This window comes from Sedimenticola hydrogenitrophicus (assembly GCF_025175675.1).
GTDB lineage: Bacteria > Pseudomonadota > Gammaproteobacteria > Chromatiales > Chromatiaceae > Sedimenticola > Sedimenticola hydrogenitrophicus.
In genome coordinates this window covers 22,676-47,841 of the sequence record NZ_JANIOA010000034.1, presented here as the reverse complement: position 1 = coordinate 47,841, position 25,166 = coordinate 22,676, and the positions used below count along the sequence as shown (strand labels likewise).

22 protein-coding genes are annotated in these 25,166 nt (G+C 61.3%); 11 read left to right on the top strand and 11 right to left on the bottom strand.

Annotated elements, in window-relative coordinates:
* The first annotated feature begins 272 nt into the window (after positions 1–272).
* From NPX02_RS16285 to NPX02_RS16245, 9 genes are all read left to right on the top strand, one after another.
* A complete protein-coding gene (locus NPX02_RS16285) occupies positions 273–881 on the top strand; it encodes a cytochrome c oxidase subunit 3 family protein (RefSeq protein ID WP_260294843.1) in 609 nt (202 codons plus the stop codon).
* 9 nt (positions 882–890) lie between these two features.
* Positions 891–1,166 carry a cytochrome C oxidase subunit IV family protein gene (locus NPX02_RS16280; protein ID WP_260294842.1) on the top strand — a complete coding sequence of 92 codons (276 nt, stop codon included), beginning with the start codon at positions 891–893 and terminating at the stop codon, positions 1,164–1,166.
* Positions 1,167–1,192: 26 nt separating this feature from the next.
* Positions 1,193–2,023 (top strand): CbbQ/NirQ/NorQ/GpvN family protein, encoded by an 831-nt coding sequence (locus NPX02_RS16275; protein WP_305792908.1) that lies wholly within the window; start codon positions 1,193–1,195, stop codon positions 2,021–2,023.
* A gap of 104 nt (positions 2,024–2,127) precedes the next feature.
* Positions 2,128–3,135, top strand: coding sequence for a 4Fe-4S binding protein (locus NPX02_RS16270; protein WP_260294841.1), 1,008 nt, complete (start codon positions 2,128–2,130; stop codon positions 3,133–3,135).
* 2 nt (positions 3,136–3,137) lie between these two features.
* On the top strand, positions 3,138–4,973 hold the full coding sequence (locus NPX02_RS16265; RefSeq protein ID WP_260294839.1) for a nitric oxide reductase activation protein NorD: 1,836 nt from the start codon (positions 3,138–3,140) through the stop codon (positions 4,971–4,973).
* 394 nt (positions 4,974–5,367) lie between these two features.
* Entirely contained in the window at positions 5,368–5,940 is a 573-nt protein-coding gene (locus NPX02_RS16260) for a NapC/NirT family cytochrome c (protein ID WP_260294838.1), read from the top strand.
* 39 nt (positions 5,941–5,979) lie between these two features.
* Positions 5,980–6,921: an ankyrin repeat domain-containing protein gene (locus NPX02_RS16255; RefSeq protein WP_260294837.1), complete on the top strand. Its 942-nt coding sequence runs from the start codon at positions 5,980–5,982 to the stop codon at positions 6,919–6,921.
* A 139-nt stretch (positions 6,922–7,060) separates the two neighbouring features.
* Complete coding sequence (locus NPX02_RS16250; protein WP_260294836.1) at positions 7,061–7,723, top strand: c-type cytochrome; 663 nt, start codon at positions 7,061–7,063, stop codon at positions 7,721–7,723.
* 18 nt (positions 7,724–7,741) lie between these two features.
* The gene (locus NPX02_RS16245; protein ID WP_260294835.1) at positions 7,742–9,031 is read left to right on the top strand and encodes an NAD(P)/FAD-dependent oxidoreductase; all 1,290 of its coding nucleotides are present in this window, start codon (positions 7,742–7,744) and stop codon (positions 9,029–9,031) included.
* Between the two features lie 502 nt (positions 9,032–9,533).
* Here the strand turns inward: NPX02_RS16245 and NPX02_RS16240 are convergent.
* The gene (locus tag NPX02_RS16240; protein WP_260294834.1) at positions 9,534–10,289 is read right to left on the bottom strand and encodes a c-type cytochrome; all 756 of its coding nucleotides are present in this window, start codon (positions 10,287–10,289) and stop codon (positions 9,534–9,536) included.
* 472 nt (positions 10,290–10,761) lie between these two features.
* On the opposite strand from NPX02_RS16240, the gene NPX02_RS16235 reads away from it, so the two are divergent.
* Positions 10,762–12,765, top strand: coding sequence for an ATP-binding protein (locus NPX02_RS16235; protein WP_260294833.1), 2,004 nt, complete (start codon positions 10,762–10,764; stop codon positions 12,763–12,765).
* 225 nt (positions 12,766–12,990) lie between these two features.
* Here NPX02_RS16235 and NPX02_RS16230 read toward each other — a convergent pair whose 3' ends face one another.
* The 10 genes from NPX02_RS16230 to NPX02_RS16185 all read right to left on the bottom strand — a co-directional run bounded on the left by NPX02_RS16230 (position 12,991) and on the right by NPX02_RS16185 (position 23,769).
* On the bottom strand, positions 12,991–14,286 hold the full coding sequence (locus NPX02_RS16230) for a (Fe-S)-binding protein (protein ID WP_260294832.1): 1,296 nt from the start codon (positions 14,284–14,286) through the stop codon (positions 12,991–12,993).
* A gap of 14 nt (positions 14,287–14,300) precedes the next feature.
* The gene (locus tag NPX02_RS16225) at positions 14,301–14,942 is read right to left on the bottom strand and encodes a hypothetical protein (RefSeq protein WP_260294831.1); all 642 of its coding nucleotides are present in this window, start codon (positions 14,940–14,942) and stop codon (positions 14,301–14,303) included.
* The gene (locus tag NPX02_RS16220) at positions 14,939–16,066 is read right to left on the bottom strand and encodes a formate dehydrogenase subunit gamma (protein WP_260294830.1); all 1,128 of its coding nucleotides are present in this window, start codon (positions 16,064–16,066) and stop codon (positions 14,939–14,941) included. Before NPX02_RS16220 ends, NPX02_RS16225 begins: the two co-directional genes overlap by 4 nt.
* A 334-nt stretch (positions 16,067–16,400) precedes the next feature.
* Positions 16,401–17,030 (bottom strand): formate dehydrogenase FDH3 subunit beta, encoded by a 630-nt coding sequence (fdh3B, locus tag NPX02_RS16215; protein WP_260294829.1) that lies wholly within the window; start codon positions 17,028–17,030, stop codon positions 16,401–16,403.
* 16 nt (positions 17,031–17,046) lie between these two features.
* On the bottom strand, positions 17,047–19,941 hold the full coding sequence (locus NPX02_RS16210) for a formate dehydrogenase subunit alpha (RefSeq protein ID WP_260294828.1): 2,895 nt from the start codon (positions 19,939–19,941) through the stop codon (positions 17,047–17,049).
* A gap of 31 nt (positions 19,942–19,972) precedes the next feature.
* On the bottom strand, positions 19,973–20,194 hold the full coding sequence (locus tag NPX02_RS16205; RefSeq protein ID WP_260294827.1) for a twin-arginine translocation signal domain-containing protein: 222 nt from the start codon (positions 20,192–20,194) through the stop codon (positions 19,973–19,975).
* Between the two features lie 38 nt (positions 20,195–20,232).
* Positions 20,233–20,898, bottom strand: coding sequence for a TorD/DmsD family molecular chaperone (locus NPX02_RS16200; RefSeq protein WP_260294826.1), 666 nt, complete (start codon positions 20,896–20,898; stop codon positions 20,233–20,235).
* Positions 20,899–20,992: 94 nt separating this feature from the next.
* The gene (locus tag NPX02_RS16195) at positions 20,993–22,615 is read right to left on the bottom strand and encodes a 4Fe-4S binding protein (protein WP_260294825.1); all 1,623 of its coding nucleotides are present in this window, start codon (positions 22,613–22,615) and stop codon (positions 20,993–20,995) included.
* Entirely contained in the window at positions 22,608–23,237 is a 630-nt protein-coding gene (locus tag NPX02_RS16190; RefSeq protein WP_260294823.1) for a DUF3306 domain-containing protein, read from the bottom strand. The genes NPX02_RS16195 and NPX02_RS16190 overlap by 8 nt, the downstream gene beginning before the upstream one ends.
* The gene (locus NPX02_RS16185; RefSeq protein ID WP_260294822.1) at positions 23,230–23,769 is read right to left on the bottom strand and encodes a DUF3305 domain-containing protein; all 540 of its coding nucleotides are present in this window, start codon (positions 23,767–23,769) and stop codon (positions 23,230–23,232) included. Before NPX02_RS16185 ends, NPX02_RS16190 begins: the two co-directional genes overlap by 8 nt.
* Before the next feature lie 306 nt (positions 23,770–24,075).
* On the opposite strand from NPX02_RS16185, the gene moaA reads away from it, so the two are divergent.
* Positions 24,076–25,107 (top strand): GTP 3',8-cyclase MoaA, encoded by a 1,032-nt coding sequence (gene moaA, locus NPX02_RS16180; RefSeq protein ID WP_260294820.1) that lies wholly within the window; start codon positions 24,076–24,078, stop codon positions 25,105–25,107.
* Positions 25,108–25,166: the final 59 nt, after the last annotated feature.

Below are 25,166 nucleotides of genomic sequence, written 5' to 3'. Positions count from 1 at the left end.
ACAGATGCGACCGGTCCGTTCACGCCGGTGTCACGACAATCCGTAGGGGCAACCCCCTGTGGTTGCCCTTGGGGCGGTTGGGTGCCGGATCCGGGCAGGCCCGCTTACTTGACTAAAATAGTTGGATATTTTTTTCCATATTTAACATTTATCAATTCGCCACCCCCACCCTTCTGGTAATTTACTCACCAATAGATATTAACTCGCTGATTTAAAAGCCCTAATGAATCCCATTCACGGGTCTGAAAGAATCATCCCACGGAATCAGACAGATGACCCAGGCAGTAGAAGCACTCACCCTCGATCAGGAAAATCTTGATCACGACAATCGCTATCCCCCCGGGGACCTGGCGATCTGGATCTTCATCCTGGCCGAGCTTTCGGTATTTGCCGCCTTTTTCGGCGCCTATGCCTTCACCCGGATGAACAATGTCGCCCTGTTCAACGAATTCCAGCTCCATCTGGATCGCGAGGCGGCGCTGATCAATACCCTGGCCCTGATCACCAGCTCCTATTTCGTGGTACGCGCCGTCGCCGCGATCAAGGAGAATCACAGCGCGGTCTGCGTTCGCTGGCTGGTCGCCGCCATAGGCATGGGGGCCGTGTTCCTTATTGTCAAGATCGGTGAATACAGCCACCATTTCGCCCTGGGCATCAATCTCAGCACCAATACCTTCTATATGTTCTACCTCTCCCTCACGGTGTTTCATTTCATGCACGTGATCATGGGGATGGTGATACTCGCCGCTGTCGCCATCAAGGCAAAACAGGGCGGTTACAGTGCCCAGGAGCATACCGGCGTCGAGACCGGCGCCTCGTATTGGCATATGGTCGATCTGGTGTGGCTGATCCTGTTTCCACTCGTTTACGTCATGCGCTGAGGAGCTATCATGAGCACCAAACCTTTTCTTGGCATGCGCCCCAGCACCTGGGTATTCTCCCTCCTGGTGGTCCTGACCTTCATTACCTTCTATATAGGTGAGCATGGGCTGGGCGGCCTGAACATCGCCCTGTTCGTGCTCGCCATCGCCCTGATCAAGGGCCATCTGGTGGGCGCCTATTTTATGGGCCTGGGCGGTCTGCGTGGACTGTGGCGCTGGCCTGTGTCAGTCTGGCTGATCATCCCCGGCAGCCTGATTACCACGGCCTTCATCTTATCCAACTGAACATTTATTGATTACGGGATTTACCCATGAGCAACGCGCCCCAGACCGCGCCCCGGACCGCAGAACCGACCGTGGCACTCGACACCCCCTTCTACAAGCCGCAGGGCAACGAGGTGGAACTGTTCGAGCACGCCTACAAGCACCAGCTACCGATGCTGATCAAGGGACCGACCGGGTGCGGCAAGACCCGCTTCATCAACTACATGGCCGCCCGCCTGGGCCGCCCGGTCTACACCGTGGCCTGCCATGACGACCTGACCGCCGCCGATCTGGTGGGCCGGCACCTGATCGGCGACAGCGGCACCTACTGGAGCGACGGCCCCCTGACCCGCGCCGTTCGCGAGGGCGCCATCTGCTACCTGGACGAGGTGGTGGAGGCGCGCAAGGACACCACGGTGGTGCTGCACCCGTTGACGGATGACCGGCGCATCCTGCCGATCGAGCGCACCGGCGAGATACTGCACGCCCCGCCCGAATTCATGTTGGTGGTCTCCTACAACCCCGGCTATCAGAACCTGCTCAAGGGCATGAAACCGAGCACCCGGCAGCGCTTTGTCGCCGCCCGCTTCGATTTCCCCAGCGCCGAACTGGAGCAGGAGGTGATCATCGGGGAAACCGGTATCGATGCCATGATGGCCAAACGGCTGGTGAACCTGGCCAACAGCCTGCGCGCCCTCAAGGACCACGACCTGGAGGAGGCCGCCTCCACCCGCCTGCTGGTCTACACCGCGACCCTGATCCTCGGTGGCTATGCCCCCCTTGAAGCCTGCCGGGCGGCCATGGTGGAACCGCTCACCGATGATGTCGAGACCACCCGGGCATTGATGGAGGTGGTCGATATCGCCTTTGGGAACTGATCGACCATAAATCTGATGACCACGAACCCGATGAAAAAATGGCAGGAGAGACAATTTTCACGGCCGCAGGCCGCCCGCCAGGGTGTGGCACAGGGATGTGCCGCATGAAAAGCGCCACCAAACTGCAGAACTACCGGTTCTGGTTTCAGGCCGGTTTTTTCGCCCTGTTTGTGCTGGCCCCGCCCCTCGACCTGTTCCGTTTCGACCTGACCCAGTACCATTTCTTCTTCCTGGGCCAACACTGGACATTGGGACTGGATGCCTTCATGGCCGGTGAGATCGGCCCCGGGCAGGCGGCCTTTAATCTCGTGTTTCGCGGCTTTTTGCCGATTGTCGTGGTCGGTGGCGGCCTGATCTGGACCGCCTGGCGCTATGGTCGACTCTACTGTGGCTGGCTCTGCCCCCACTTCTCGGTGGTGGAGACCATCAACAAGCTGATGCAGCGGGCCAGCGGCAAACCGAGTATCTGGGAAAAGAACCCGCTGCCCGAACTGCAGGCCAACGGCAGCGTGCAGAAGCCGGACCGGCGCTTCTGGCCGCTGACGGTGCTGGCCGCCCTGTTCTTCGCCTTTCTCTGGGCGCTCTCCCTGCTGACCTACCTGCTGCCGCCGTTCGAGATCTATCACAATCTCCTGAGCGCCTCACTGACACCCAACCAGATGCGCTTCCTCGGCATCGGTACCCTGCTGCTGTTTATCGAGTTCATGTTCGCCCGCCACCTGTTCTGCCGTTTCGGCTGTGCGGTGGGCCTGTTCCAGAGCCTGGCCTGGATGGCCAACGACAAGGCCATGGTGGTCGGCTTCGACCGCAAGCGGGCCAGCCTCTGTTCCGACTGCAACAACGCCTGCGACAACGTCTGCCCGATGCGGCTGAAGCCGCGCTCGATCAAACGCAAGATGTTCACCTGCACCGAATGTGCCCAGTGCATATCGGCCTGCAACCAGGTGCAGGCGCAGCAGACCCGCCCCGGGCTGCTCAAATGGGTGGCCGACCTGGAGGCGCTGCCGGTGGTCACCGGGCGCGATCCCGGCGGCAGGAAATCGCCGCACGCCACATCGGCGGCGACCGGCCAACCGCCTCCCGGCCTGCAGGCCGGCCTTCAGGAACAGTAACCATGGAAGAGAAGGTCGGTGAACTCTGGCATCGCATGATCACCCGGATGGCGGATACCCGCTATCCCGAGGCGGCCGTGCACCTGGAGGAGATCGAACTGACCGTCGGCATCATGTTCCGCGCCCTCGGGGGCGACGGCGGCCTGGAGGTACTGGCCGCCAACGCCACGGAGCATGGCGCGCGTCGCGGCTTGCTGCAACGCATCGCCGGCAGCAGCAAGCGCATTGAACTGGCGTGGCGGGATGCGCAGTCATTACGGCTTCCCGTCTCCATAGACTACTTCCCGGAAAGACGCCTCAATCACTATCTCTACACCTGGCTGGCCGCCCTGGCGGTGGGGGACCATCAGCAGGAGGAGGCGTGGCTGGGCAAGAACCAGCGCCTGACCCTGAAGACCCTGCATGATTACCCCGGCATCGGCAAACGCTACAGGCTGCTGGTGGACGCCCACCTGGCCGAACGCATGCCGCCGGAGAAGCTGCCCACGGCCGAGGCGGCACAGGAGCAGGCCATCCGCCAGGCACTGTTGCATCCCGGGAGTGTCGACCGGCTGCCGGCGGCGAAACGCCCGCCGCAACCGGTGCCCCTCTGGCTGCACCCCTTTCCGCCCATCGCCGCCCCCTCCTCCGGCGGCGCGGGAGACCAGGAGGGCGAGCGCGGCGGCGGTGAAACCAAGGACATCGAGGACATGCAACGGCACAAATCGGAACGCGCCAAAAAACCGGAGAAGGAGGACCAGGGCCTGATCACCATCCGCATGGAGAATATCTTCACCTGGGGCGAGTTCATGAACATGGACCGCGGCTCCGAGGATAACGACGACCTGGAGAGTGCCGCGGAGGCGTTGAAGGATATGGATAACCTGAGCGTCAGCCGTGACGCCAAGGCATCGGCCGGCAAACTGCGTTTTGATCTGGACCTGCCCTCGGAGGCCAACGACGACCGGGTCCTGGGTGAAGGCATCCTGCTCCCGGAGTGGGACTTCAAGAAGCAGAAACTGATCCCGAAGCACTGCCGCATAGTGCCGATGATGGCGGCCGATGCCCAGCCCCGGGAACTCCCGGAGCGCCTGCGCGGAACGGCAAAGAAACTGCGCGCCCAGTTCCAGCACCTGACCCCGGCCCGCATCTGGCACCGGGGGCAACAGGATGGCTGCGAGATCGACCTGGATGCCTATCTGCGCTACGCCAGCGACCGCGCCGCCGGCCACACCTCCGCCAGCGACGGCCTGTACCGCGATCTGCGCGTGGGGGCGCGCGATCTGGCCTGCCTGCTGCTGGCCGACCTGTCACTCTCCACCGATACCTGGGTGAATAATCACGCCCGGGTGATCGACGTGATACGCGACTCGCTGTTCCTGTTTGCCGAGAGCCTCGCGGCCACCGGCGACCGCTTCGCCATGTACGGTTTCTCCTCGCGCAAGCGGGACCCGGTACGGGTGCATCAGCTGAAGAGCTTCGATGAACATTACTCCGCTAGCGTCCGGGGTCGTATCGATGCCATCAAACCCGGCTACTATACCCGCATGGGCGCCGCCATTCGCCACAGCAGCGAGCTCCTCAAGGCGCAGCCGGCCGGACGACGCCTACTGCTGATCCTTACCGACGGCAAGCCCAACGATCTGGACAAATACGAGGGGCGCTACGGAATCGAGGACACCCGGCGTGCGATCCACGAGGCGCGCCAACTGGGGCTGCAACCCTTCTGTGTCACCATCGACGCACAGGCCAACGATTACCTTCCCCACCTGTTCGGGACCGGCAGTTATGTGGTCATCCACAAACCCTCGCAGCTGCCGCGTGAACTGCCCCTGCTCTATGCCAAGCTCACCGCCTGAAAACGCCACCGGCAACGCCAAAATCTCCATTCAATTTTCTGATTCAAGCACAGTAAATATCAATAGCCCATTAACTCCCATTATCATGCAGATTTTTTTCTTTATTATTCAACTTGTTATGCCAGCAACCAGTCAGTCACCCGACGCCCCGGCTACCCGCTGACCCTATAGTGGAAAACCGCTAGCTGCTTTGCAAAAACCCCGGATATCCCGTACCATCTTTGTGCATAATAAAAAGAAACTCTCTACTTAAGAGAGGCGTAGTAAGCGGGGGAGCAGGCATTTTTCAATCAGGCCGAGTGATGTGGATAAGCATTTTTTATCCGTCCCTACCGCCCTATTCCCGCATGCACCATAAATCCAGTTCAGATCATGAATATGTTGAGGGTTGTGTATGACTGGTAGTCCCCAGGGCGGAGGCACCTCAAGGAAAAAGTTCATCCTTATCCTTGTGCTGGTATTTTCGGCCGGCATGCTCTTTTCCGGACTGTTCAACGTCGGACTCTCTTCAACCAATGAATTGGAGTTCTGCACCTCATGTCACTCGATGAAAGTCAACTTCGAGGAGTACAAGGAGTCGGTGCATTACCAGAACACCTCCGGTGTCCGGGCCACCTGCGCGGATTGCCATGTGCCCAAGGAGTTTGGCCCCAAGATTGTCTCCAAGGTGCTGGCCTACAAGGATGTGGTGCATGAACTGCTGGGCACCATCGATACCCAGGAGAAGTATGAAGCCCGGCGCTGGGATATGGCGAGCCGGGTATGGGCCAGAATGAAGGCCAGCAATTCACGCGAATGCCGCAGCTGCCACGATTTTGACCAGATGGACCTCAGCGAGCAGAGCCGGATGGCGCGCAAACGCCACTCCAAGGCGGTGGACGACGGGCTGACCTGCATTGACTGCCATAAAGGCATTGCCCATACGGAACCTGATGAACCCGAAGAGAATACCGATAACAAGGGTTGATCATTTTTTGCGGTTCAAAAAAGGGAGACGGTAAAGATCATGAAGCAGAACTGGATCTTCGCCCTGTTGATAAGCCTGGCCAGTGTCGCATCCGCGGTTGCGGGCGATAGCACCAAGGAGAGCGAATACCGCCTGGCGGCGAGTATCGGCGACACCGAAACCGTCAGCCGGCTGCTGAACGAGGGAGTGGACGTCAACAGTGCCAACCGGTTCGGCGTTACCGCATTGATGATGGCGATCCAAAATGACAATTTCGAGACCACCGCCTATCTGTTGACCCGAGGCGCCGATGTGAATGCCAAGGCATCCGCCGGCTGTACCGCCCTGACCTTCGCCGCGGAGAACGGACACTCGGCACTCACCGCCATGCTGCTGGAACGGGGCGCGGACCTGAATGCACGTACTCGCGCCGGTTGGGATTCACTGAGCATAGCCGCACGCTACGGCCTGACCGATATGGTGGAGCAGTTGCTCTATAAGGGGGCGAACCCCAATCAGGGCGACAATGACGGACGCACCGCACTGATGCATGCCGCGGAGAAGGGACATGCGGAAACCGCCGCCAGATTGATTGAACGCGGCGCCGACCTGGAGGCACGGGATGCGCACGGCAGATCCGCGCTGATTATCGCGGCGGACAACGGGCACCTGCCGGTAATAGAGGCGCTGCTGGAGAAGGGCGCCAACGTCAACGCCCAGGATCAGGACGGTGCCACTGCACTGGTATGGGCGGTTGGTCGTGGTCGGCTCGATGAGGTTGAACTGCTGCTCAGACGCAAGGCGGATGTCAACAAGGCGGACAACGAAGGGATCACCGCGCTGATGGAGGCGGCCACCCTGCGGGACGAGGAGCTGGTCAAACTGCTGCTGATCAACGGCGCGGATGTCACACTGCAGGACAAGAGCGGCCGCACCGCTGCGGACATCGCCAAAAAGAAACGTAATCAAAAGGTGATTTCGCTGTTGAGCGATGGATCCTGAACGGACAGAGAGTAATAATAAATTTGTATCCGGCCTACCGGTACATTCAGACATGAAAATCCGATTCATGTCGCACCCGTGATGCAAGGTCACCAGGAGACTGGCGATCGAGCATCGTAAAAAGAGGCAGTTAACCTCTATGATTGAGAAAAAAAGCCTGAAAACCAAAGGAGGTATCATGGCGTATAAAACCTTTACAAGGGCCGCACTGGTCGCTGGACTCGCGGTTGGCGCCGCCTTTTCAGCTACCGCAGCCGAAGAAAAGCCAAAGATGATGATGGGCGCGGATGCGGCAATGCTGGCGAACACCTGTGCTGGCTGTCACGGTACCGGTGGCAACAGCCAGGGGCCGGCGGCACCTACCATCGCCGGACTCTCCCCGACCTATTTCGAGGAGACCATGGTCGGCTTCGCCAGCGGTGAAATCCCTTCCACCATCATGAACCGCATCGCCAAGGGTTATAGCGAAGACGAGATAAAGGCCATGGCCAAATTCTACGCGGATAAACCCTTCACCAAAGCCACGCAGTCGTTCGACGCCGACCTGGCTGCGAAAGGCGCCAAGTTGCACGACAAGTATTGTGAAAAATGTCATGCCGAAGGCGGCCAATCGCCCGAGGATGATGCCGGCGTGCTGGCGGGCCAGTGGACCCCCTACGTGAACTGGACCCTGGCCGACTACAAGGCTGGCGACCGGGAAGCCACCAAAAAAATGAAGAAAAAGCTATCCGAAATGCTGGAACGTGAGGGCAGTGACGGCGTCATGGCCCTGCTCAACTACTACGCCAGCCAGCAGAAATAAGATAGGGGACATATGAAAATGAAGATTACACGTCGAGGATTTATTCAGACTGCCGGCGCGGCAACCGCGGCCGGTATGATTGGTGTGCCCTATATCGCCCTGGGCGCCTCCAAGAAAGTGGTTGTGGTCGGTGGCGGCAGCGCCGGCGCCACCGCCGCGAAATACATCCGCCTGGCCGATCCCACCACGGATGTCACCCTGATCGAGGCCAACAGCAACTACTACACCTGTTACATGAGTAACGAGGTCCTGGGTGGCGACCGCTCCATGGACGACATCAAGTTTGGCTACAGCGGCCTGGGCAAGCATGGCGTCAAGGTGGTCCATGCCAAGGTCACCGGTATCGATGCCAAGGCGCGCGTGGTCAAGACCTCCGATGGCAGCAGCTATAGCTATGACCGTTGCGTGGTGGCGCCCGGCATCGATTTCCAATGGGACAAGATCGAGGGCTATGACGCAAAGGTCGCCGAGAAAATCCCCCACGCCTGGAAGGCCGGTCCCCAGACTGCCCTGTTGCGCAACCAACTCGAGGCGATGAAGGATGGCGGGGTCGTGGTGATCGCCGCGCCGCCCAATCCGTTCCGTTGCCCGCCGGGACCCTACGAACGTGCCAGTCAGATCGCCATGTATCTGAAAGCGCACAAGCCGAAATCGAAGGTGTTGATCTTTGATGCCAAGCCGAAGTTCTCCAAGCAGGGTCTGTTCGTCGGCGCCTGGAAAAAGATGTACGGCTACCAGAGCGACAATGCCATGATCGAGTGGCACGGCCAGCAGGAAGAGGCCGGCGTGGTCAAGGTGAATGCCGCCAGCAACTCCATCGTTACCGCCTTTGGTGACGAGATCAAGGCCGATGTGCTGAACGTGATTCCAGCGCAGAAGGCCGGTGCCATCGCCTTCGCGGCGGGACTGACCAACGATGGTGGCTGGTGTCCGGTTGACCTGGGGACTTTCGAGTCCAAGATTCATCCGAACATCCATGTACTGGGCGACGCCAGCATTGCCACCGGCATGCCGAAGTCCGGTTACTCGGCAAACTCCCAGGCCAAGGTCTGCGCCGCCGCCATCGTGGCCATGATGAATGGCCAGGAGCCCGGCACGCCCTCCTACGTCAACACCTGCTACTCCATTGCGGGTAAGGACTACGCCTTCTCCGTGGCGGCCGTCTACCGTCTGACCGAGGACCGCTCGAAGATCGCCTCGGTCTCCGGCGGCCTGACCCCGGGCGATGCCAGTCCGGAGGTGTTCAAGCGGGAGGTGGCCTACGCCCACAGCTGGTACAACAACATCACCCACGATATCTTCGGCTGATCGTTGCGCCATTAGCAGTAAAAACGGGGCCGCAAGGCCCCGTTTTTTTGTCCGGTACCGGTGACGTAGGATGCCGGTGAGGCACGAACCGCATCAAGCCTTACCGCGAAAGATGCGGTTCGCAAGCTCACCGGCATCCTACATTGGTAACCTTATTTGCGTTCATTCGCGGCTAAAACTGTAGTCGCGTAGGGTGGGCACGTAGTCTGTGCCCACCTTTTTGCCTCGTGCCGCACCTTCCGCGTGGGCACAAAAAGCGTGCCCATCCTACCAAGCTAAAAAGAAACCACGGATGGACACAGATTTACACGGATAGGAGATCGGATTCTGAATCTGTGTTTATCTGTGTGAATCCGTGGTTCTCCCGGGTCGCGCCAAGCCATTATGCCCGGCGTCAATTAATTGGTCTGTAATACCCCACCCCTCTGGCACCCACCAAACCACCAGAGGGGATTGTGGTAAATTTATTCGCGGTTAACTGTAAATCTGGTGGTGGCATCCGCTAACGGATCACCTGATAGGCCGGCAGCTCCTGCCAGGGCTGGCGGGCATAATCGGGAAAATCCGGATTCTGCCAACCGGGCGTGGCCAGTTTCTCCCGCGGCGGCCTGATCCTGGATACATAGTCCAGCACCGCGAACTCTTCGCGTGGGGTGAAACGCCGGATCTGCTTGACCATTTTCGAATCCGCATTGCGGCGCTTGCCGGAGCGTATCCAGTCGAACTGGCGGACCAGGTAGTTGTAGTTCTGCCCCTGGATCAGGGGAATATGGTCTTTCGCATCACCCTCACCGGCCGGGCCGTGACACTCGGCGCACTCCTCCTTGTACAGCGCCTCACCCAACGCCAGTTCAAATCCCGGACCGGCCACGTTGTTGGTCTCCATCGGCAGCGTGGCGATATAGGCCGCCACATCGGCAATCTCCTGGGCGCCCCCCAGCAGTCTTGGCGAGGTGAAGGGCAACATGGTGGGATTGTCGCGGTTTCTCGCCCGGATATCCGCCAGCTGTTTGATCAACACGCTCGCCTGCTGTCCAGCGATCTGGGGATACATGCCATCCGGACTGGCCCAGCCCTCCGGGCGGTGGCAGACGGTACAGATCATATAGACCTTCCTGCCATTTTCCCTGTCGGGGGTCAGATGCAGGGCGTTTTCCACCTCGCGGGCCGCCTCTTCGATGCCTCCGGCGGGAACCCCGGAAGAGCCGACAGCCATCAGCAGGGACAATACCCTGATCGCTCCTTGTTTAAAAATCATTCCACCTCCCTCCAGAACCGCGCCTTGTTGTTATAGTGTCCGGGAATCTTCCGAAACGGCACGGCAGACGAGATTAACTGGTTAAAAGTTGCCACTTCAATAGGGTATTTCCCTAAGGGCCCGCGCAAGAATAATTCCGTAGTACCGAGGGCGTTCCTGGGCCACGCTGGCAAGGCACGCTTTGCAGGCAATGGCCGCTCCCGGCCATTGCATCCTCGGCTCCGTAAACGGTACATCCCTGTACCACTCCTCATGGCCTCCGCGGCATAAGTCCATCTATGGACAAAGCCGCTCCCTTGGCAAAAAGCGTCACGCCGCCAGCGGGGTCCAGGGGGCGACCGAATACAGGAACTTATTCTTGCGCGGGTCCTAAGGGATCAGCCCAGCTAATTGTTTCAGCGTGATGAATGCCCCCGGCGCTTCTGTTGTACACTACGCCCTGGTCAATCGGGACCCCAACATTTGTCACACCATGAACATCCGCTGGAAGCTGTTTATCACTATCGGAACCGCGCTCGTCATCAACCTGGCGGTCGGCTATTACGCCTTCATCAGTCTCCGCCAGGCCACCGCGGATGCCACCCGCATCACCGAGCACACCTTCGGCGTGGTCACCGAGAGCCTCACCACCCAGGTCCACTTCAAGAAACAGGTGCAGGAGTGGAAAAACATCCTGATTCGGGGACACGAACCGGCGCTCTACACGCGCTACTTCGGCCAGTTCGAGCGAGAGGAGCAACTGACGCAGCAGAGTATTAAAAGACTGCTCACGCTGCTGGAACCGGAGACTCCGTCCTGGCGGGCCGCCAACGATTTTCAGCACGCGCACGAGATCCTTGGCAGTCAATACCGCCAGGCACTCGACGCCAACCGCCATATCACCGACAACACCTATAGCGTAATCGACCGTGAGGTCAGGGGCATCGACCGCCAGCCGACCGATCTGATGGATCAGGTGGTCGAGGCCGCAGTCGCGTACAAAAGCGAAAGGCTGGAGCGGATTGCCCGGCATCAGTCGGCGATCGAGCAGCGCATCCTGCTTGCGGTCATCGGTCTCCTCACCCTTACGGTCATCACCCTGGTCTGGTTCGCCGACCGGGTCATCGCCCGCCCCATCGTCGAGGCCACCCAGGTGGCCCGGCGTATCTCCCGGGGCGATCTCGGCGGGGCCATACCGGAACGCGGGAACGATGAGGCGGGTGAACTGTTGCAGGCGCTGAAGACGATGCAGGAGAGTCTGGCCATCTCCCAGGGCAAACTCAAACGGGAGCAATCACTGCTGGCCGAGCGGGTGGAGCGGCGTACCCGGGCGCTCAATATCGCCAATGCCGAACTGGCCCGCGCAGCCAAGACCAAGGATATGTTCCTGGCCACCATGAGTCATGAACTGCGCACCCCGCTGACCACCATCATGGGGCTGACCGAGATGCTCCAGGATCAGCTCTATGGCCCGGTAAACAGCGGCCAGGGCCGGTCGCTGGCCACTATTCAGGAGAGCTCCCGCCACCTGCTGACCCTGATCAACGACATCCTGGATGTGGCCAAGGTAGAGTCCGGCAAGATGGTGCTGAAATGGGACTACCTGCCGGTTGACCAGTTGGTCGAGGCCAGCCTGCGCATGGTCCGGCAACCCGCCAACAGCAAAAAACACCGCCTGATGCAGCAGCTCGATACGGCGGTGAAACTGATCCACGGCGACGGCCGCCGCCTGAAACAGCTCCTGGTCAACCTGCTCGGCAACGCCATCAAGTTTACCCCGGAAGGGGGCACCATCGGCCTCGACATCAGCGCGCTGAGTGACAATAGCGGCATCGATATAACGGTCTGGGACAACGGCATCGGTATCGAAGAGGAACAGCAGCGGCATCTGTTCGAACCCTTCGTGCAGCTGGACAATGATTCGACCCGCCGCTACAGCGGCACCGGGCTGGGCCTGACCCTGGTGAAACGGATGGCGGAACTGCATGGTGGTACGGTCCGGGTGGAAAGCGAACCCGGCGCGGGGAGCCGGTTTACCGTGACGCTCCCCTGGTGCAGCGATGACAATACCGCACATCACCAGAAACTCTCCCGCGAAGATGCCGACGCGTCCCCGATACAACACCAGTCAGTGCAGGAAACCACCCTGCTGCTGATCGAGGACAACCCGGCCAACCGCGCCATGGTCAGCGAGTTTCTGCGGCTGCAGGGCTTTAATGTGGTAAGCGCCAGCAGCGGCAGCGCGGCCCTCAGGCTGGCCTACGAGCACCTGCCCGACATCATCCTGATGGATATCCAGCTCAGTGACATGGACGGGCTCGAGGTGACACACCAGCTGCGCAAACACCCGTTGCTGGCCAAGACCCCGGTCATCGCCCTGACCGCCCTGGCCATGCCCGGCGACCGGGAGCGCTGCCTGGAGGCCGGTATGGATGACTACCTGAGCAAGCCGGCCGGATTGAAGGAGATCTACCACCGCCTGCTCAGCTACCTGTAACGGTCTTTCAATTTGCTATTGCCGGGTAGGACGGTTTAGGTTTCGTAGGGTGGATAAGCCGGTAGACGCATCCACCATTGCCGCGGTGAGGAGTGGTACATGAGGAGTGGTACAGGGATGTACCGATAACGGAGCCGAGGATGCAATGTACCGTTTACGGACCTGAGGATGGCATGCGCTGTCGCTTACCCGCCCTACAAAAGACATTATCAAATTGAAGTAGTACTAGGACTCTGCCCCCGACCCATCGGATGCGGTGGCAGGCGTGGTGGCCAGGTGCTCGGCCACCAGTTCGGTGAGGCCGATCACCGCAACATCCATATCACGGTCCTCAATGCCCTCTTCCAGGACAATCCGGCAGTTGGCGCAGGCGGTAACCAGGGTCTTCACCCCCAGCGCCTCGAGCTGTTTCCGTTTACGATCAAACACCTTCAGGCGCAAACCCTCGGCCCGCTCATTGGCACTGACGCCACCGCCACCGCCGCAGCACCAGTTCATCTCCCCGTGATCGGCCATCTCGACAAAGCCGCTGGCCACCTTTCCCAGGAGATCCCGCGGTGGCTCGATAACCCCGCCGCGACGCACGATCTGACAGGGGTCGTGGAAAGTCAGCGGGGTCTCCGTGAGTCCGCTGAGCTTGAGGCGCCCCTCCTGCTGCAACTGATCCAGCAGCTCCAGGATATGAATAATCTCAAACTTATACGGACGCCCGATCAGATTGGGTCCCTCCCAGCGAATGGCGGTATAGGCGTGTCCGCACTCGGGGCTGATCACGTATTTGACACCGAGCGACTCGGCGGCGTCGACCACCCGACCGACGATCTCCCGGGCCGCCTCCCGGCTGCCGATCTGGATGCCGCTATTGGTCGCCTCGAAGGCCTGGCTGCTGATAGTCCAGGAGAGCCTGGCCGCGTCGAAGATGCGGGCGACGCTCTCGATATATTCCGGGAAGTTCACCACCTCCATGGAGGAGAACAGGGCCATGTAGTCGGCGCCCTGCCGGTCCATGGGGATCTTCAGACCGGTATTCCGCTCGACATGGCGCAAGGCCGCCTGCAGGGTCTTCAGGGTGACCCCCATCGGGCTGCCGATGGTGAGCGCCCGGTGTGTCGCCTCCTGCAACCCGGGCGGCGTGTAACCGGCGGCCGCGAAGCCTTCCCGCTCCTTGCGGATCATGTAGGTGATATCGTTGCCCACCGGACAGACCATGGAACAGCGCCCGCACAGGGTGCAACTGTCATAGACCAGCTCTTCCCAGTCGGCGAAATCCTGTTCGCTCAGCGGCTTGCTCAATCCCAGCTTGATGGCGAACTTGCCCCAGAAGGTGTGCTGCTCCTTCCATAGCCGGCGCATCGGTTCCAGCTTGTAGATCGGCGTGTAGCGCGGATCCTGGGTCTCGGTATAGAACAGGCACGCCTCGGCGCACAGGCCGCAGTGGACACAGGAGGAGAAATAGGCGGCAATCCTCGAATCGATCTGGCTCTCCAGCGCCGCCACTCCCTTTGCGAAATCGTGACTCATGGTCTCTCCCTGGCTCAGGCGTTGACGCCCTTGCGCCCCATCATGGCACCGGTATAACCCCGGCTGAAGACAAAGGTGAAGGTGTGCATCAGGCTGCTGAACGGAAAATAGATCAGCAGCAGCTCGGCCAGGAACAGATGCAGCAGACGCAACGGCTCGAAGGCCTGCGCCAGGGCCAGACAGCCGCTCAGCATGACCAGGAACACCAGCCCGGTGCCGATATGGTCGTCCACCGATGAGAGCAGACGGGTCACCGGATGCAGCAGCCGGTGCAACCACAGCAGCAGCAGGCCGACAAGGGCCAGCTCGGCACTGATGATAAAGGCCCAGTAGGGGAGTGCCGGCCAGCCGAAACCGGTGATCCGCTCGGCCAGAAAATCCACATGGGGCTGGGCAAAGAACAGCAGCGCGAACAGCCCCAGGTGAAACAGGTAACCGGCGATCAGGGTCAGCCGGCCGCGGGTCGCCACATCCCGGCGGGGGGCGAAGCGGCTGAACAGGTTGCGCAGGGCGCCGGCACCCCCACCGGCGCGGGGCGTCGCCAGATCCGGTTTCACGCCGGCGCGCAGGATCGAGTAGAGACGATACAGCATGCCGACACCGAACACCGCCAGGGAGAAGTACCAGAGCGGTCCGTCAATCAGCTGCCCGATCATCGTCCGGACTCCTGCATCCCGTTTGGCACGGCCGGTCCGCCCGCCGCTTCGCCACGCAGCGACGAAACCTCGCTCTCGCTCACCACCTCTCCCTCCTGCTCGCAGCGCTCGGCCCACTGGGCATGGTGCTCGCGCGCCCAGTTCAAGTCGCAGTAACCGGTGGTCATGCCATCCAGCGCCCCTTCCATGCCCACCGAACCGATATAGATGTGCCCGAGAATCACGGCGATCATCAGCACGGTGGTGACGGCGTGGGAGACGTGGGCCAGCTCCATGGTTATGCGCGCCTGTCCGAATACCGGAAACACCAGCACCAGACCGGAGCCGACGATCACCACACCCACCAGTGCCAGCAGCCAGAACATGCTCTTCTCACCCATGTTGAAGAAATTGGACGGCACATGGCCCTTGCCGATAATGCCACCCCCTTTCAGCAGCCAGGTGAGATCACCCTTCTGGTAGATGTTGCGCCGGACAAAGCGGATAAAAATCAGCAGCAGCGCCACCGCGAACACCGGGCCAAACAGGTTGTGACCCTCCTTGCTGGCGGAGGCGAGCAGGGAGAACCCCTCCTGCCCCATCAGCGGGATCAGCAGCGGACGGCCATACAGCAGGATCAGGCCAGTCAGGGCGAGGAACAGGAACACCGAGGCGATGAACCAGTGGATGGTCCGCTCATAGAGGGAATAACGGAACAGTTTCTTGTCACCCAGGCCGGCATTGACCTTGATCTTGCCGCGGATGAAATAGAACAGCGTCAGCAACAGCAGCACCCCGGCCAGCAGATAACCGCTGTAGGGGATCAACTGCTGCATGCGGAAGTTGCGCCAGGTCTCCCCATAGGGGTTGATCAGGGTCCCGCTGTCCACCCCGGCCACCTGGCTCCGGCCCGCCACTATCCCCTCGCGCTGACGCACCTCGCGCCACAAATCGGCACTCGGATTGGGGACCGGTATGGCCCTTTCGCTTTCATTCGTCTGTGTCTGTGTCTGTGTCTGTGTCTGTGTCTGTGCCCGTGCCGTAGTCGGGGTCAGCATCGGCAACAGCACGATCAGGCAGAGCAGGATGAACACCCCGCCCTGGATCGCAGTTATTACTTTATACGGGATTCTGGCCCTGCTCATCACACTCTCCTGACTCTCATGATCCGCAACACTACCCTGCACTAATCCACGCCTCTACAGCGAACCTTCTCGTATTGAGTGAGCTGGCCACAGGAAGACCGCTTCCGGTTGGACCATTTATTGGCTCTGTCCCAAGTGGCACTTAACTTAAGGAATCCCTATTGGGGTCGGAGTCAAATTTGATGGACATTGTCTGGAAAAACGCCCGGTTTCCTTGATCAAATTTGACTCCGACCCCTGTTCTGATGCGATAGGGCGAGCCCTTCCGCTGCGATGTGGCAAAGCCCCCCCGCCAAAGCACCGCCTCTCAGATAACACCTAACCGCTACACAGCCTATTTTTTCATGCTGCTCTTGCCCTCCATCCCGCGTGAGGCGCGGAAGGCGGCATTCTGGTACGAGACGCCCCGGTTGAGCACACTGGCCCCACGGTTGATGATCCGCTCGCGGTAGATGTCGGAGATGACATTGGCATCGCCGGCCAGCAGCGCCTTGGTGGCACACATCTCGGCACACAGCGGCAGCTTGCCCTCGGCCAGCCGGTTGGAGCCGTATTTGCGATGCTCCTCGACACTGAGGTCCTCCTCGGGCCCGCCGGCGCAGAAGGTACACTTGTCCATCTTACCGCGTGAACCAAACGCGCCGGCCTGGGGAAACTGCGGAGCACCGAACGGACAGGCGTAGAAGCAGTAACCGCAGCCGATACAGATGTCCTTGTTATGCAGCACCACGCCATCCAGCGTATCGTAGATGCAATCCACCGGGCAGACGGCGATACAGGGCGCGTCCGAACAGTGCATACAGGCCACCGAGAGCGAGCGTTCACCCGGCTCGCCGTCCTTGATGGTCACCACGCGGCGGCGATTCACCCCCCACGGCACCTCGTTCTCGTTTTTACAGGCCGTGACACAGGCGTTGCACTCGATGCAGCGTTCAGCGTCACAATAGAATTTCATTCGAGCCATCGTTTTATCCTCTTGTTTACGCTTTGCTGATCTTGCACAGGCTACACTTGGTCTCCTGCATCTGGGTCACCGAATCATAGCCATAGGTCATGGCCGTGTTGGCAGCCTCGCCCAGGACGAACGGGGCAGCCCCCTCGGGATACTTGGAGCGCAGGTCCTTGCCCTCAAAGTGGCCACCGAAGTGGAACGGCAGGAAGGCCACACCGGCGGCGACCCGGCGGGTGACCTGGGCCTTCACCCTGAGCCGGGCACCCTCGGCACCCTCTACCCAGACATCGTCGCCATCCCGCACCCCGGCGTTGTTGGCGTCGCGCGGATTGATCTCCACAAACATCTCCTGCTGCAGCTCCGCCAGCCAGGGGTTGGAGCGGGTCTCGTCGCCACCGCCCTCGTACTCCACCAGACGGCCGGAAGTGAGGATCAGCGGGTAGTCCTTGGAGTAATCCTTGGCCTGAATCGACGCATAGCGCACCGGCAGGCGATAGAACGACTTGCGATCCTCATAGGTGGGATACTTCTCCACCAAATCGCGCCGGCTGGTATAGAGCGGCTCGCGGTGGATCGGTACCGGATCGGGGAAGGTCCAGACCACGGTACGCGCCTTAGCGTTGCCGAATGGCGCACAGCCATGCTTGATGGCGACCCGCTGGATGCCGCCCGAGAGGTCGGTCTTCCAGTTCTTGCCCTCGGCCAGCTGCTGCTCCTCCGCGCTCAGGTCGTTCCACCAGCCCAGCTTCTTCAGCAGCTTGTCGGTGAACTCGGGATAACCGTCCTTGATTTCAGATCCCTTGGAGTAGGAACCATTGGCCAGCAGGCTCTCGCCGTTGCGCTCCACGCCGAACCGGGCACGGAAGGTGAGACCACCCTCCGCCACCGTCTTGCTGGTATCGTAGAGGTTGGGCGTACCCGGGTGTCCCATCCCGGCGGTTCCCCAGCAGGGCCAGGGCAGTCCGTAATACTCGCCATCGCAGGCTCCGCCCTCCGCCAACAGGGTATCGTAGTTGAAGGTGCCCCAGTTCTCCTGCTGCTTCTTCAGACGCTCCGGGCTCTGGCCGGTATAGCCAATGGTCCACATGCCCCGGTTGAACTCGCGGGTGATATCCTCGATCAGCGGCTCCTCGCCATTGACCTGGATATTTTTCACCAGTTCGCCGTCAAAACCGAGCTTCCGGGCGAACTTGTACATGATGGTCTGATCGGGCAGCGCCTCGAACAGCGGCTCAATCACCTTGTTACGCCACTGCAGTGAGCGGTTGGAGGCAGTGACCGAGCCCGAGGTCTCAAACTGGGTCGCCGCCGGCAACAGATAGACGCCGTCGGTGCGATCGTGCATCACCGCGGAGACCGTGGGATAGGGATCGACAATCACCAGCATGTCCAGCTTCTCCATGGCGCTCTTCATCTCCTTGCCACGGGTCTGGCTGTTGGGGGCATGGCCCCAGAACACCATCGCCTTCACATTGTCCTTCTGCGCGATATTCGCCTTATCCTCCAGCACCCCGTCGATCCAGCGCGAAACCGGGATGCCGTTGGTGTTCATGGTGCTGATATCCTTGCCCTTGCTCTGCTCGTAGCTGGCCGGGTCGAATCGCCCCTTGAGCCACTCGAAATCCACATCCCAGACCTTGGCCCAGTGTTTCCATGAACCCTCGGCGAGCCCGTAATAACCCGGCAGGGTATGGGAGAGCACACCGAGGTCGGTGGCCCCCTGCACATTGTCATGGCCGCGGAAGATATTGGTGCCGCCACCGGAGACGCCCACATTGCCCAGCGCCAGTTGGAAGATGCAGTAGGCGCGGGTATTGTTGTTGCCGATGGTGTGCTGGGTTCCTCCCATGCACCAGATCAGGGTGCCCGGGCGGTTATCCGCCATGGTCTTGACCGCGGCATATACTTGGTGTTCCGGCACCCCGGTCACCCGCTCCACCTCGTCCGGCGTCCATTTGGCCACCTCTTGCTTCACCTCTTCCAGGCCGTACACCCGCTGGTTGATATACTCCTTGTCTTCCCAGCCGTTCTGGAAGACGTGCCAGAGCATGCCCCAGATCAGCGGTACGTCGGTTCCGGGGCGCAGCCGCAGATACTGATCGGCATGGGCCGCGGTGCGGGTGAAACGCGGATCGACCACGATCAACGGCGCATTGTTGCGCTCCTTCGCCCGCATAATGTGCTGCAGGGAGACCGGATGGGCCTCGGCCGGATTACCGCCGATCAGCAGGATCGCCTGGGAGTAATGGATATCGTTATAGGAGTTGGTCATCGCCCCGTAGCCCCAGGTGTTGGCAACACCGGCGACCGTGGTGGAGTGACAGATGCGGGCCTGATGATCGACGTTATTGGTGCCCCACAGGGCGGCGAATTTACGGAACAGGTAGGCCTGTTCATTGTTGTGCTTGGCGGAGCCGAGCCAGTAGACCGAGTCCGGCCCCGAGCTCTCGCGGATCTGTAGCATCTTGTCGCCGATCTCGTTGATCGCCTGATCCCAGCTGATGCGCGTCCACTTGCCGTCCACCAGTTTGGTGGGGTACTTCAGACGCCGCTCGCCATGCCCATGCTCGCGCACCGAAGCGCCCTTGGCGCAGTGCGAGCCATGACTGAACGGATGTTCGAAGGCCGGCTCCTGGCCGGTCCAGACGCCGTTGCGCACTTCGGCCAGAATGCCGCAGCCGACCGAGCAGTGGGTGCAGATGGTCTTCACCTGCTGGACGGCCCCGGCGTCGGCGGTTTCGGCCTGCACCCGCTTGATCATGCCGGGCGTATAGCTGCCGGCGAGCACCGCCCCGCCGGCCATCAGGCTGGAGTTGCGCAGGAAGGTCCGGCGACTGATGGCAGTGCCGCTGGAGGCTGTCTCCCGGCGGTTGTTATCGACCGGTTGCGGCGTGGTCTGATCGGATCGTTTTGTCAGTTTCATAGCGTTCCCCCTGATGGGCCGTGGCTGCCGATCAGCTTGCCGTGGATTTGTAGTATTCAAGGATGTGCGCGGTCAGGCGATAGCCCTGCTGCGCCTTGGGTTGTCCTGGGGGTTGCCCCGGGGCGTCCGCATCGGCCGCCACCACCGCACCCGGCATCACCGCGGCTGTAGCCACACCCACACCCACCGCCAACGAACCGCGGATGAAGTTCCGCCGGTCGCTGTTCAGGGTCTTTTTCTGATCATTTTTCATTACATCTCCTCCCACCAAGGGCAAACATAGAGGGGTCATCAGACCTGCATCGCCAGGTAACGGCTCTCCAGCTCCATATAGGCGACGCCGAAGCGACCCACCGCGCGGTAAAACACCGCCGAGCCGGCCTCGCTCAGGTCGCTGAAAAAGCGCTTCGACCAACCGGCCAGATGCGCATTGAAGAAGTGTGACTGGCGGTCGTGGTCGACGGCATCGCCGATCAGCAGCCGCATCACCTCACAGAGTGCCGCCATGTGATCTTCCGGTTCGTGCACGGCGGGATCCCGTTGCAAACCCAGTGCCGCCAGATCATCCCGCAGACGCCCCAGCGGCCGCTCCATCAGAAACCCGGTGAGATACCAGGAGCCGTAGGGCACCAGTTCACCCCGGCCCAGGCCGATAAACAGGGCGTGATATTCATCCTCGATCGCCTTCGGACGACAACGGCTGGCGGCCAGTCCCAACATGGACATGGAGAGGGCCATCTCGCCGCCGTTCTGATCGACCGCGGCGAAACCGGCGACCCAATCCAGCATCGCCTGATCCGGCGGCCGCGCCAGCAGCGAGGCCAACAGACCGTAGGCGCCGGCGCGGTACTGCTGTTCCCGGCTCAGTGCGCCCTCATGCGCCGGCAGCGGGGCCACCCGGGCGGACGGTTGTTGTTCGCGTAACTCTGTCTGCATAGCCTCGACCTGTTTCGCCATCACATCTTCCTCGTTTTAGCTATGAGCAATGGGCGGGCCAACAGACCCGGTAAAAAAGCGACCATTAGGGAGCGAAATAACCAAGCCCTAGGGACTACTGGAGCCATTTCCCGGTTATCCCCTGGTCCATAGCCTCCGGATCCTGGGCAATATCCACCACCCGGCAGTCCTGACACATGGTCAGACGATGCCGCGCCCGGGCATCCTGGAACATCGCGTGCCCCTCCAGCTTGCGCAGCATGTTCTGGATCACCGAGTGGGTGGCGAAGGGCTTGCCGCACACCGTGCAGCAGAACGGCGGCTCCTGATGCAGCAGGCGTACCCGGCTGCGCTCCTCACGGTTGAACAGCAGCCGCGGGGTGATCCAGATGGCATCCTCGGGGCAGGTGCGGGTACAGAGTCCGCATTGCACACAGTTGGCCTCGATAAAACGCAGCTGCGGCTCATCCTGACCCGACAGCAGCGCCTTGCCGGGGCAGGCGCCGACACAGGCCAGGCAGAGGGTGCAGGCCTCCGCCGACACCTGGGCGGTGCCGAAGGGCGCCCCCACCGTCAGGCTGGCCATTGGCCGGGCCCGGGCGGCCTGTGCGAACAGATGATCGATGGCCATATAGGCGACCTGACGCTTGCCGCCGTTGGCGGCGAAGTTGGCCGGCTCGATGCCGAGCCGCCCGGTCTCGCCGGCTTCGGCCAGATCCGCCACGCCGACCAGGCGGATGGCGTGTGGCGGATAACCCAGGGCGGCAAGGATCTCCCCGGCAGTGGTGACCTGCTGCTTCACCGCCTGGGCAACCGCCGCCGGCATTCCCCCCTGGTCGAGCAGCAGCACCGACTCGGCACCATAGGCCAGCGCGGTCAGCCAGACCTCCAGCCCGACACTGGCCAGCTCCTCGATCCGTAGCGGGATCTGGTTGGCCGTCAGTGGCGGCGGCTCGGCATCGCTAGCCGCGACAAAAACCAACACCGCCTGGCTCCCCCCCTCCTGTCGATAAGTACGCAGCAGCAGGCGGATCTGTTCCAGGGTGTCCGCCGGCCGGGGATAGCTGTAACGGATCGCGCCACTGGGGCAGACCGTGGCACAGACGCCACCCCCCTGACAGCGGTGGGCATCCACGGTCACCTGTTCGATCAGCGAACTGATCGCCTCGGCCGGACAGGCATCGATACAGCGGGTACAGGCAATCTGTCCGGAGCGCCCGTGCGCACAGATCGCGGCGTCGTAACCGAAGTAGCGCGGCTTGTCGAAGGTACCCACCAGCTCCCTGAGCTGGTCGAGGGCACGGCTCAGCGCCGGCTCGTCGCTGGCGCTCCAAAGATACCCCGGCGGCTTCATCGGCATGCGCAATTGCGGTTCCTCCCCCAGGTCGAGGAGCAGATCCGCCGTCAGCACCTCGGCATTGGGCCGGCCCGGCTCGCCCAGGTGCAGCGTGAACGCCCCCAGATGCCCGGTGATGTCCAGCGTCCTTCCCGCCAACGGGATCACCGGCACCCCGGGCAGCTCCTCGCCCGCGGTCAGCAGCACCTGGGCCCGCAGTGGCGGCTCCAGCCGGGGGGCAAACTCCAGCGCCTCGGCCCCGCCGATGATCACCACCCTCCCCCGCGACTGGTACTCGACCAGATCGGTCGGTTCCAGCGTCACGCGCCCGATCGCTTCCAGAGCCGCCTCGCGGGCACGCCCGTTGCGCACTTCGCCCGTCTCCGTCATCCGCTCATTCATCATGCTGTCCTGCCATTGGTCGTGAAATCAGTCCCAAGCCCTCGTCGGGATCCATGCTTGCGTCGGCCGGCGCAATAGCCTCCCGTTGCCGGGAATTCCCGCTGGCGGTCTCATCCCCGGGTTCATCTCCGGTGGCGGCCGTGGCCGGGGGCGGGGCCTCCGATTCCGGTTCCGACTCTGGCGCCAGCGCGGCCTTCAGCCGCTCTTCCGCCAGGGCCAGTTGATGGCGCATGTCCGAGGTGACGATATCCCCCAGTGGGGCGAAGCTGGTGAAATCACCGGCATAATCATCCAGGCCGTCACAGACGTTGAAGAGCTCGCTGTGAAACAGCTTTCGCAGCGCCTGCCGGCGCAACGTCTCGCTCACCTTCTCCGACAGGAATCCGCTGTAATCGGACGTCTCATCCAGTGACTCCAGCGGCGGCATGTCGGCATCGCTGGGCGGCGTCTCGCGGGCTTCCGCGGGCACCGGCACCGCGACGGACTCGCTGGCGGGTTGAGGTGGTGCTGCGGCCGCCTGCTTCAGCCGCGACCAGCGGGAGACAAAATTGTCCGACGCCTGGGCACCCAACGGCGCAGCCGACGGCTGAACATCCACCGCTTCCTTGTCCCGGCTACTCATGGCGCGCTGCCTTTATCGCCAGATCATCGCCCGCCTTGCGCCAATCGGTCAGGCGGCGTTTTTTCTTCTTTTCCGGTACGTAGTGGTCCAGTACAAACAGTTCACACCAACGATAAAGCTCCGGCGGCATCGCCACCGCGTAGACCACCCCGTCACCCTCCTGATAGGCGTTGGCCTCATCAAAACTGAGACTCACCAGAAAGGGTACAGGCCTGCCCTCCCCGTCCTCTCCAGCAATGACGAAGCATTGGGGGGCGGGGGCGCGGAGGTTGTGGTAATAGCTCTCGCACTCATCGACATGCAGTCGCAGCCGGAAACCGCTGTGCCGGTACTGGCGTATCTCGCCCTGCTCATGCACCAGGGTTACCGCCCCCGGGGGCTCGGACCGGTCCCATCGGGCGGCCGTGACACCGACCACGTCCCAGCGCTCATCCTGCCAGGGACTGTCCGACGGCGACCGCTGCATCAGCACGGAAAGCGAGAATTCGGTTGGGACCGCCACACCCGGATCATCTACGGCTTTTTCAGACATGCTAAATCGCCTCTTCGCAGCAACCATTCGAAACCGCATCGCAAGGACCGTACCAGCGGTTGCAGCGACCGCTATGGAGCGACGTGACGGCAGACCAGCGACAAAAAGGGAATTTAACGCGTCATAAGTTGCGGCAAAATGTCACAGCAGGTGATGATCATTGGGACAAATGACACCATTTAGCGGTCACTTCACCACCGCTGCCACCGGGCTATCAGCGTCGCCGCCGCCGGGAAACTAAAACCCTAGTAAATAAGTATGGTATTTGCGGACTGCTGACTCTAAACTCTGGCCTAAGGAGTGACTATGTATAAATCAGAGCAGCTCAGCGAGAGCGGTTCGGCAGACCGGCAGCGGCTGATCGACCGTTTTGGCAGAGAGATTAAATATCTTCGGATTTCGGTAACCGACCGGTGCGATCTGCGCTGCGTCTACTGTATGTCGGAGGATATGGAGTTTGTACCCCGCTCCCAGCTGCTGACGCTGGAGGAGCTCTACCGCATCGGCAAAACATTCGTCGAGCTGGGGGTCAACAAGATCCGCATCACCGGTGGTGAACCGCTGACCCGGCGCAACATTATTCAGCTGTTCCGGTCGCTGGGCCAGCTGCAGGGACTGAGTGATTTCACCCTCACTACCAACGGTACCCAGTTGACGAAATATGCCAGGGACCTCAAGGCGGCCGGAGTCACCCGGATCAATATCAGTCTGGATACCCTGCAACCGGAGCGCTTCCACGCCATTACCCGCACCGGGGAACTGCAACGCACTCTGGACGGTATCGATGCCGCGCTGGATGCCGGCTTCGGACGCATCAAGATCAACTCGGTGATCCTCAAGCATCGCAACCATGATGAGGTGGTCGACCTGGTGCGGTTCTGCCAGGCGCGCGGCATGGACATCAGCTTCATCGAGGAGATGCCCCTGGGCGTGATCAGCGAGCATGACCGCGCCGAGGCCTACTACTCCAGCGACCAGATCCTGCGGGATCTGCAACAACAGTTCTCACTGCTGCCGACCACCGAAACCACCGGCGGCCCGTCGCGTTATTACCGGATCCACGGCAGCGAGACCCGGGTCGGCTTCATCTCGCCCCACAGCCACAACTTCTGCGACAGCTGCAACCGGGTGCGCATGACGGCCGAAGGCCGCCTGCTGCTCTGCCTGGGGCAGGAACACTCCATGGATCTGCGTCGGGTACTGCGTGCCCATCCGCTGGATGATGCGCCGTTACGCGCCGCGATACACGAATCCATGAAGATCAAACCCAAAGGTCACGACTTTGATCTCACCAGCCGGCCGGTGCTGTTCAGACACATGAACGCCACTGGTGGCTGATCGCCGGACATCGCCGTATCCGGTGATTTGGATCAACCCAATGACCGCTATCCTTTGCC

Bases quoted from the DNA above. Each gene is read 5' to 3' on its own strand.
- NPX02_RS16285 (WP_260294843.1), top strand. From the start codon at position 273: ATGACCCAGGCAGTAGAAGCACTCACCCTCGATCAGGAAAATCTTGAT.
- NPX02_RS16280 (WP_260294842.1), top strand. From the start codon at position 891: ATGAGCACCAAACCTTTTCTTGGCATGCGCCCCAGCACCTGGGTATTC.
- NPX02_RS16275 (WP_305792908.1), top strand. From the start codon at position 1,193: ATGAGCAACGCGCCCCAGACCGCGCCCCGGACCGCAGAACCGACCGTG.
- NPX02_RS16270 (WP_260294841.1), top strand. From the start codon at position 2,128: ATGAAAAGCGCCACCAAACTGCAGAACTACCGGTTCTGGTTTCAGGCC.
- NPX02_RS16265 (WP_260294839.1), top strand. From the start codon at position 3,138: ATGGAAGAGAAGGTCGGTGAACTCTGGCATCGCATGATCACCCGGATG.
- NPX02_RS16260 (WP_260294838.1), top strand. From the start codon at position 5,368: ATGACTGGTAGTCCCCAGGGCGGAGGCACCTCAAGGAAAAAGTTCATC.
- NPX02_RS16255 (WP_260294837.1), top strand. From the start codon at position 5,980: ATGAAGCAGAACTGGATCTTCGCCCTGTTGATAAGCCTGGCCAGTGTC.
- NPX02_RS16250 (WP_260294836.1), top strand. From the start codon at position 7,061: ATGATTGAGAAAAAAAGCCTGAAAACCAAAGGAGGTATCATGGCGTAT.
- NPX02_RS16245 (WP_260294835.1), top strand. From the start codon at position 7,742: ATGAAGATTACACGTCGAGGATTTATTCAGACTGCCGGCGCGGCAACC.
- NPX02_RS16240 (WP_260294834.1), bottom strand. From the start codon at position 10,289: ATGATTTTTAAACAAGGAGCGATCAGGGTATTGTCCCTGCTGATGGCT.
- NPX02_RS16235 (WP_260294833.1), top strand. From the start codon at position 10,762: ATGAACATCCGCTGGAAGCTGTTTATCACTATCGGAACCGCGCTCGTC.
- NPX02_RS16230 (WP_260294832.1), bottom strand. From the start codon at position 14,286: ATGAGTCACGATTTCGCAAAGGGAGTGGCGGCGCTGGAGAGCCAGATC.
- NPX02_RS16225 (WP_260294831.1), bottom strand. From the start codon at position 14,942: ATGATCGGGCAGCTGATTGACGGACCGCTCTGGTACTTCTCCCTGGCG.
- NPX02_RS16220 (WP_260294830.1), bottom strand. From the start codon at position 16,066: ATGAGCAGGGCCAGAATCCCGTATAAAGTAATAACTGCGATCCAGGGC.
- fdh3B (WP_260294829.1), bottom strand. From the start codon at position 17,030: ATGGCTCGAATGAAATTCTATTGTGACGCTGAACGCTGCATCGAGTGC.
- NPX02_RS16210 (WP_260294828.1), bottom strand. From the start codon at position 19,941: ATGAAACTGACAAAACGATCCGATCAGACCACGCCGCAACCGGTCGAT.
- NPX02_RS16205 (WP_260294827.1), bottom strand. From the start codon at position 20,194: ATGAAAAATGATCAGAAAAAGACCCTGAACAGCGACCGGCGGAACTTC.
- NPX02_RS16200 (WP_260294826.1), bottom strand. From the start codon at position 20,898: ATGGCGAAACAGGTCGAGGCTATGCAGACAGAGTTACGCGAACAACAA.
- NPX02_RS16195 (WP_260294825.1), bottom strand. From the start codon at position 22,615: ATGAATGAGCGGATGACGGAGACGGGCGAAGTGCGCAACGGGCGTGCC.
- NPX02_RS16190 (WP_260294823.1), bottom strand. From the start codon at position 23,237: ATGAGTAGCCGGGACAAGGAAGCGGTGGATGTTCAGCCGTCGGCTGCG.
- NPX02_RS16185 (WP_260294822.1), bottom strand. From the start codon at position 23,769: ATGTCTGAAAAAGCCGTAGATGATCCGGGTGTGGCGGTCCCAACCGAA.
- moaA (WP_260294820.1), top strand. From the start codon at position 24,076: ATGTATAAATCAGAGCAGCTCAGCGAGAGCGGTTCGGCAGACCGGCAG.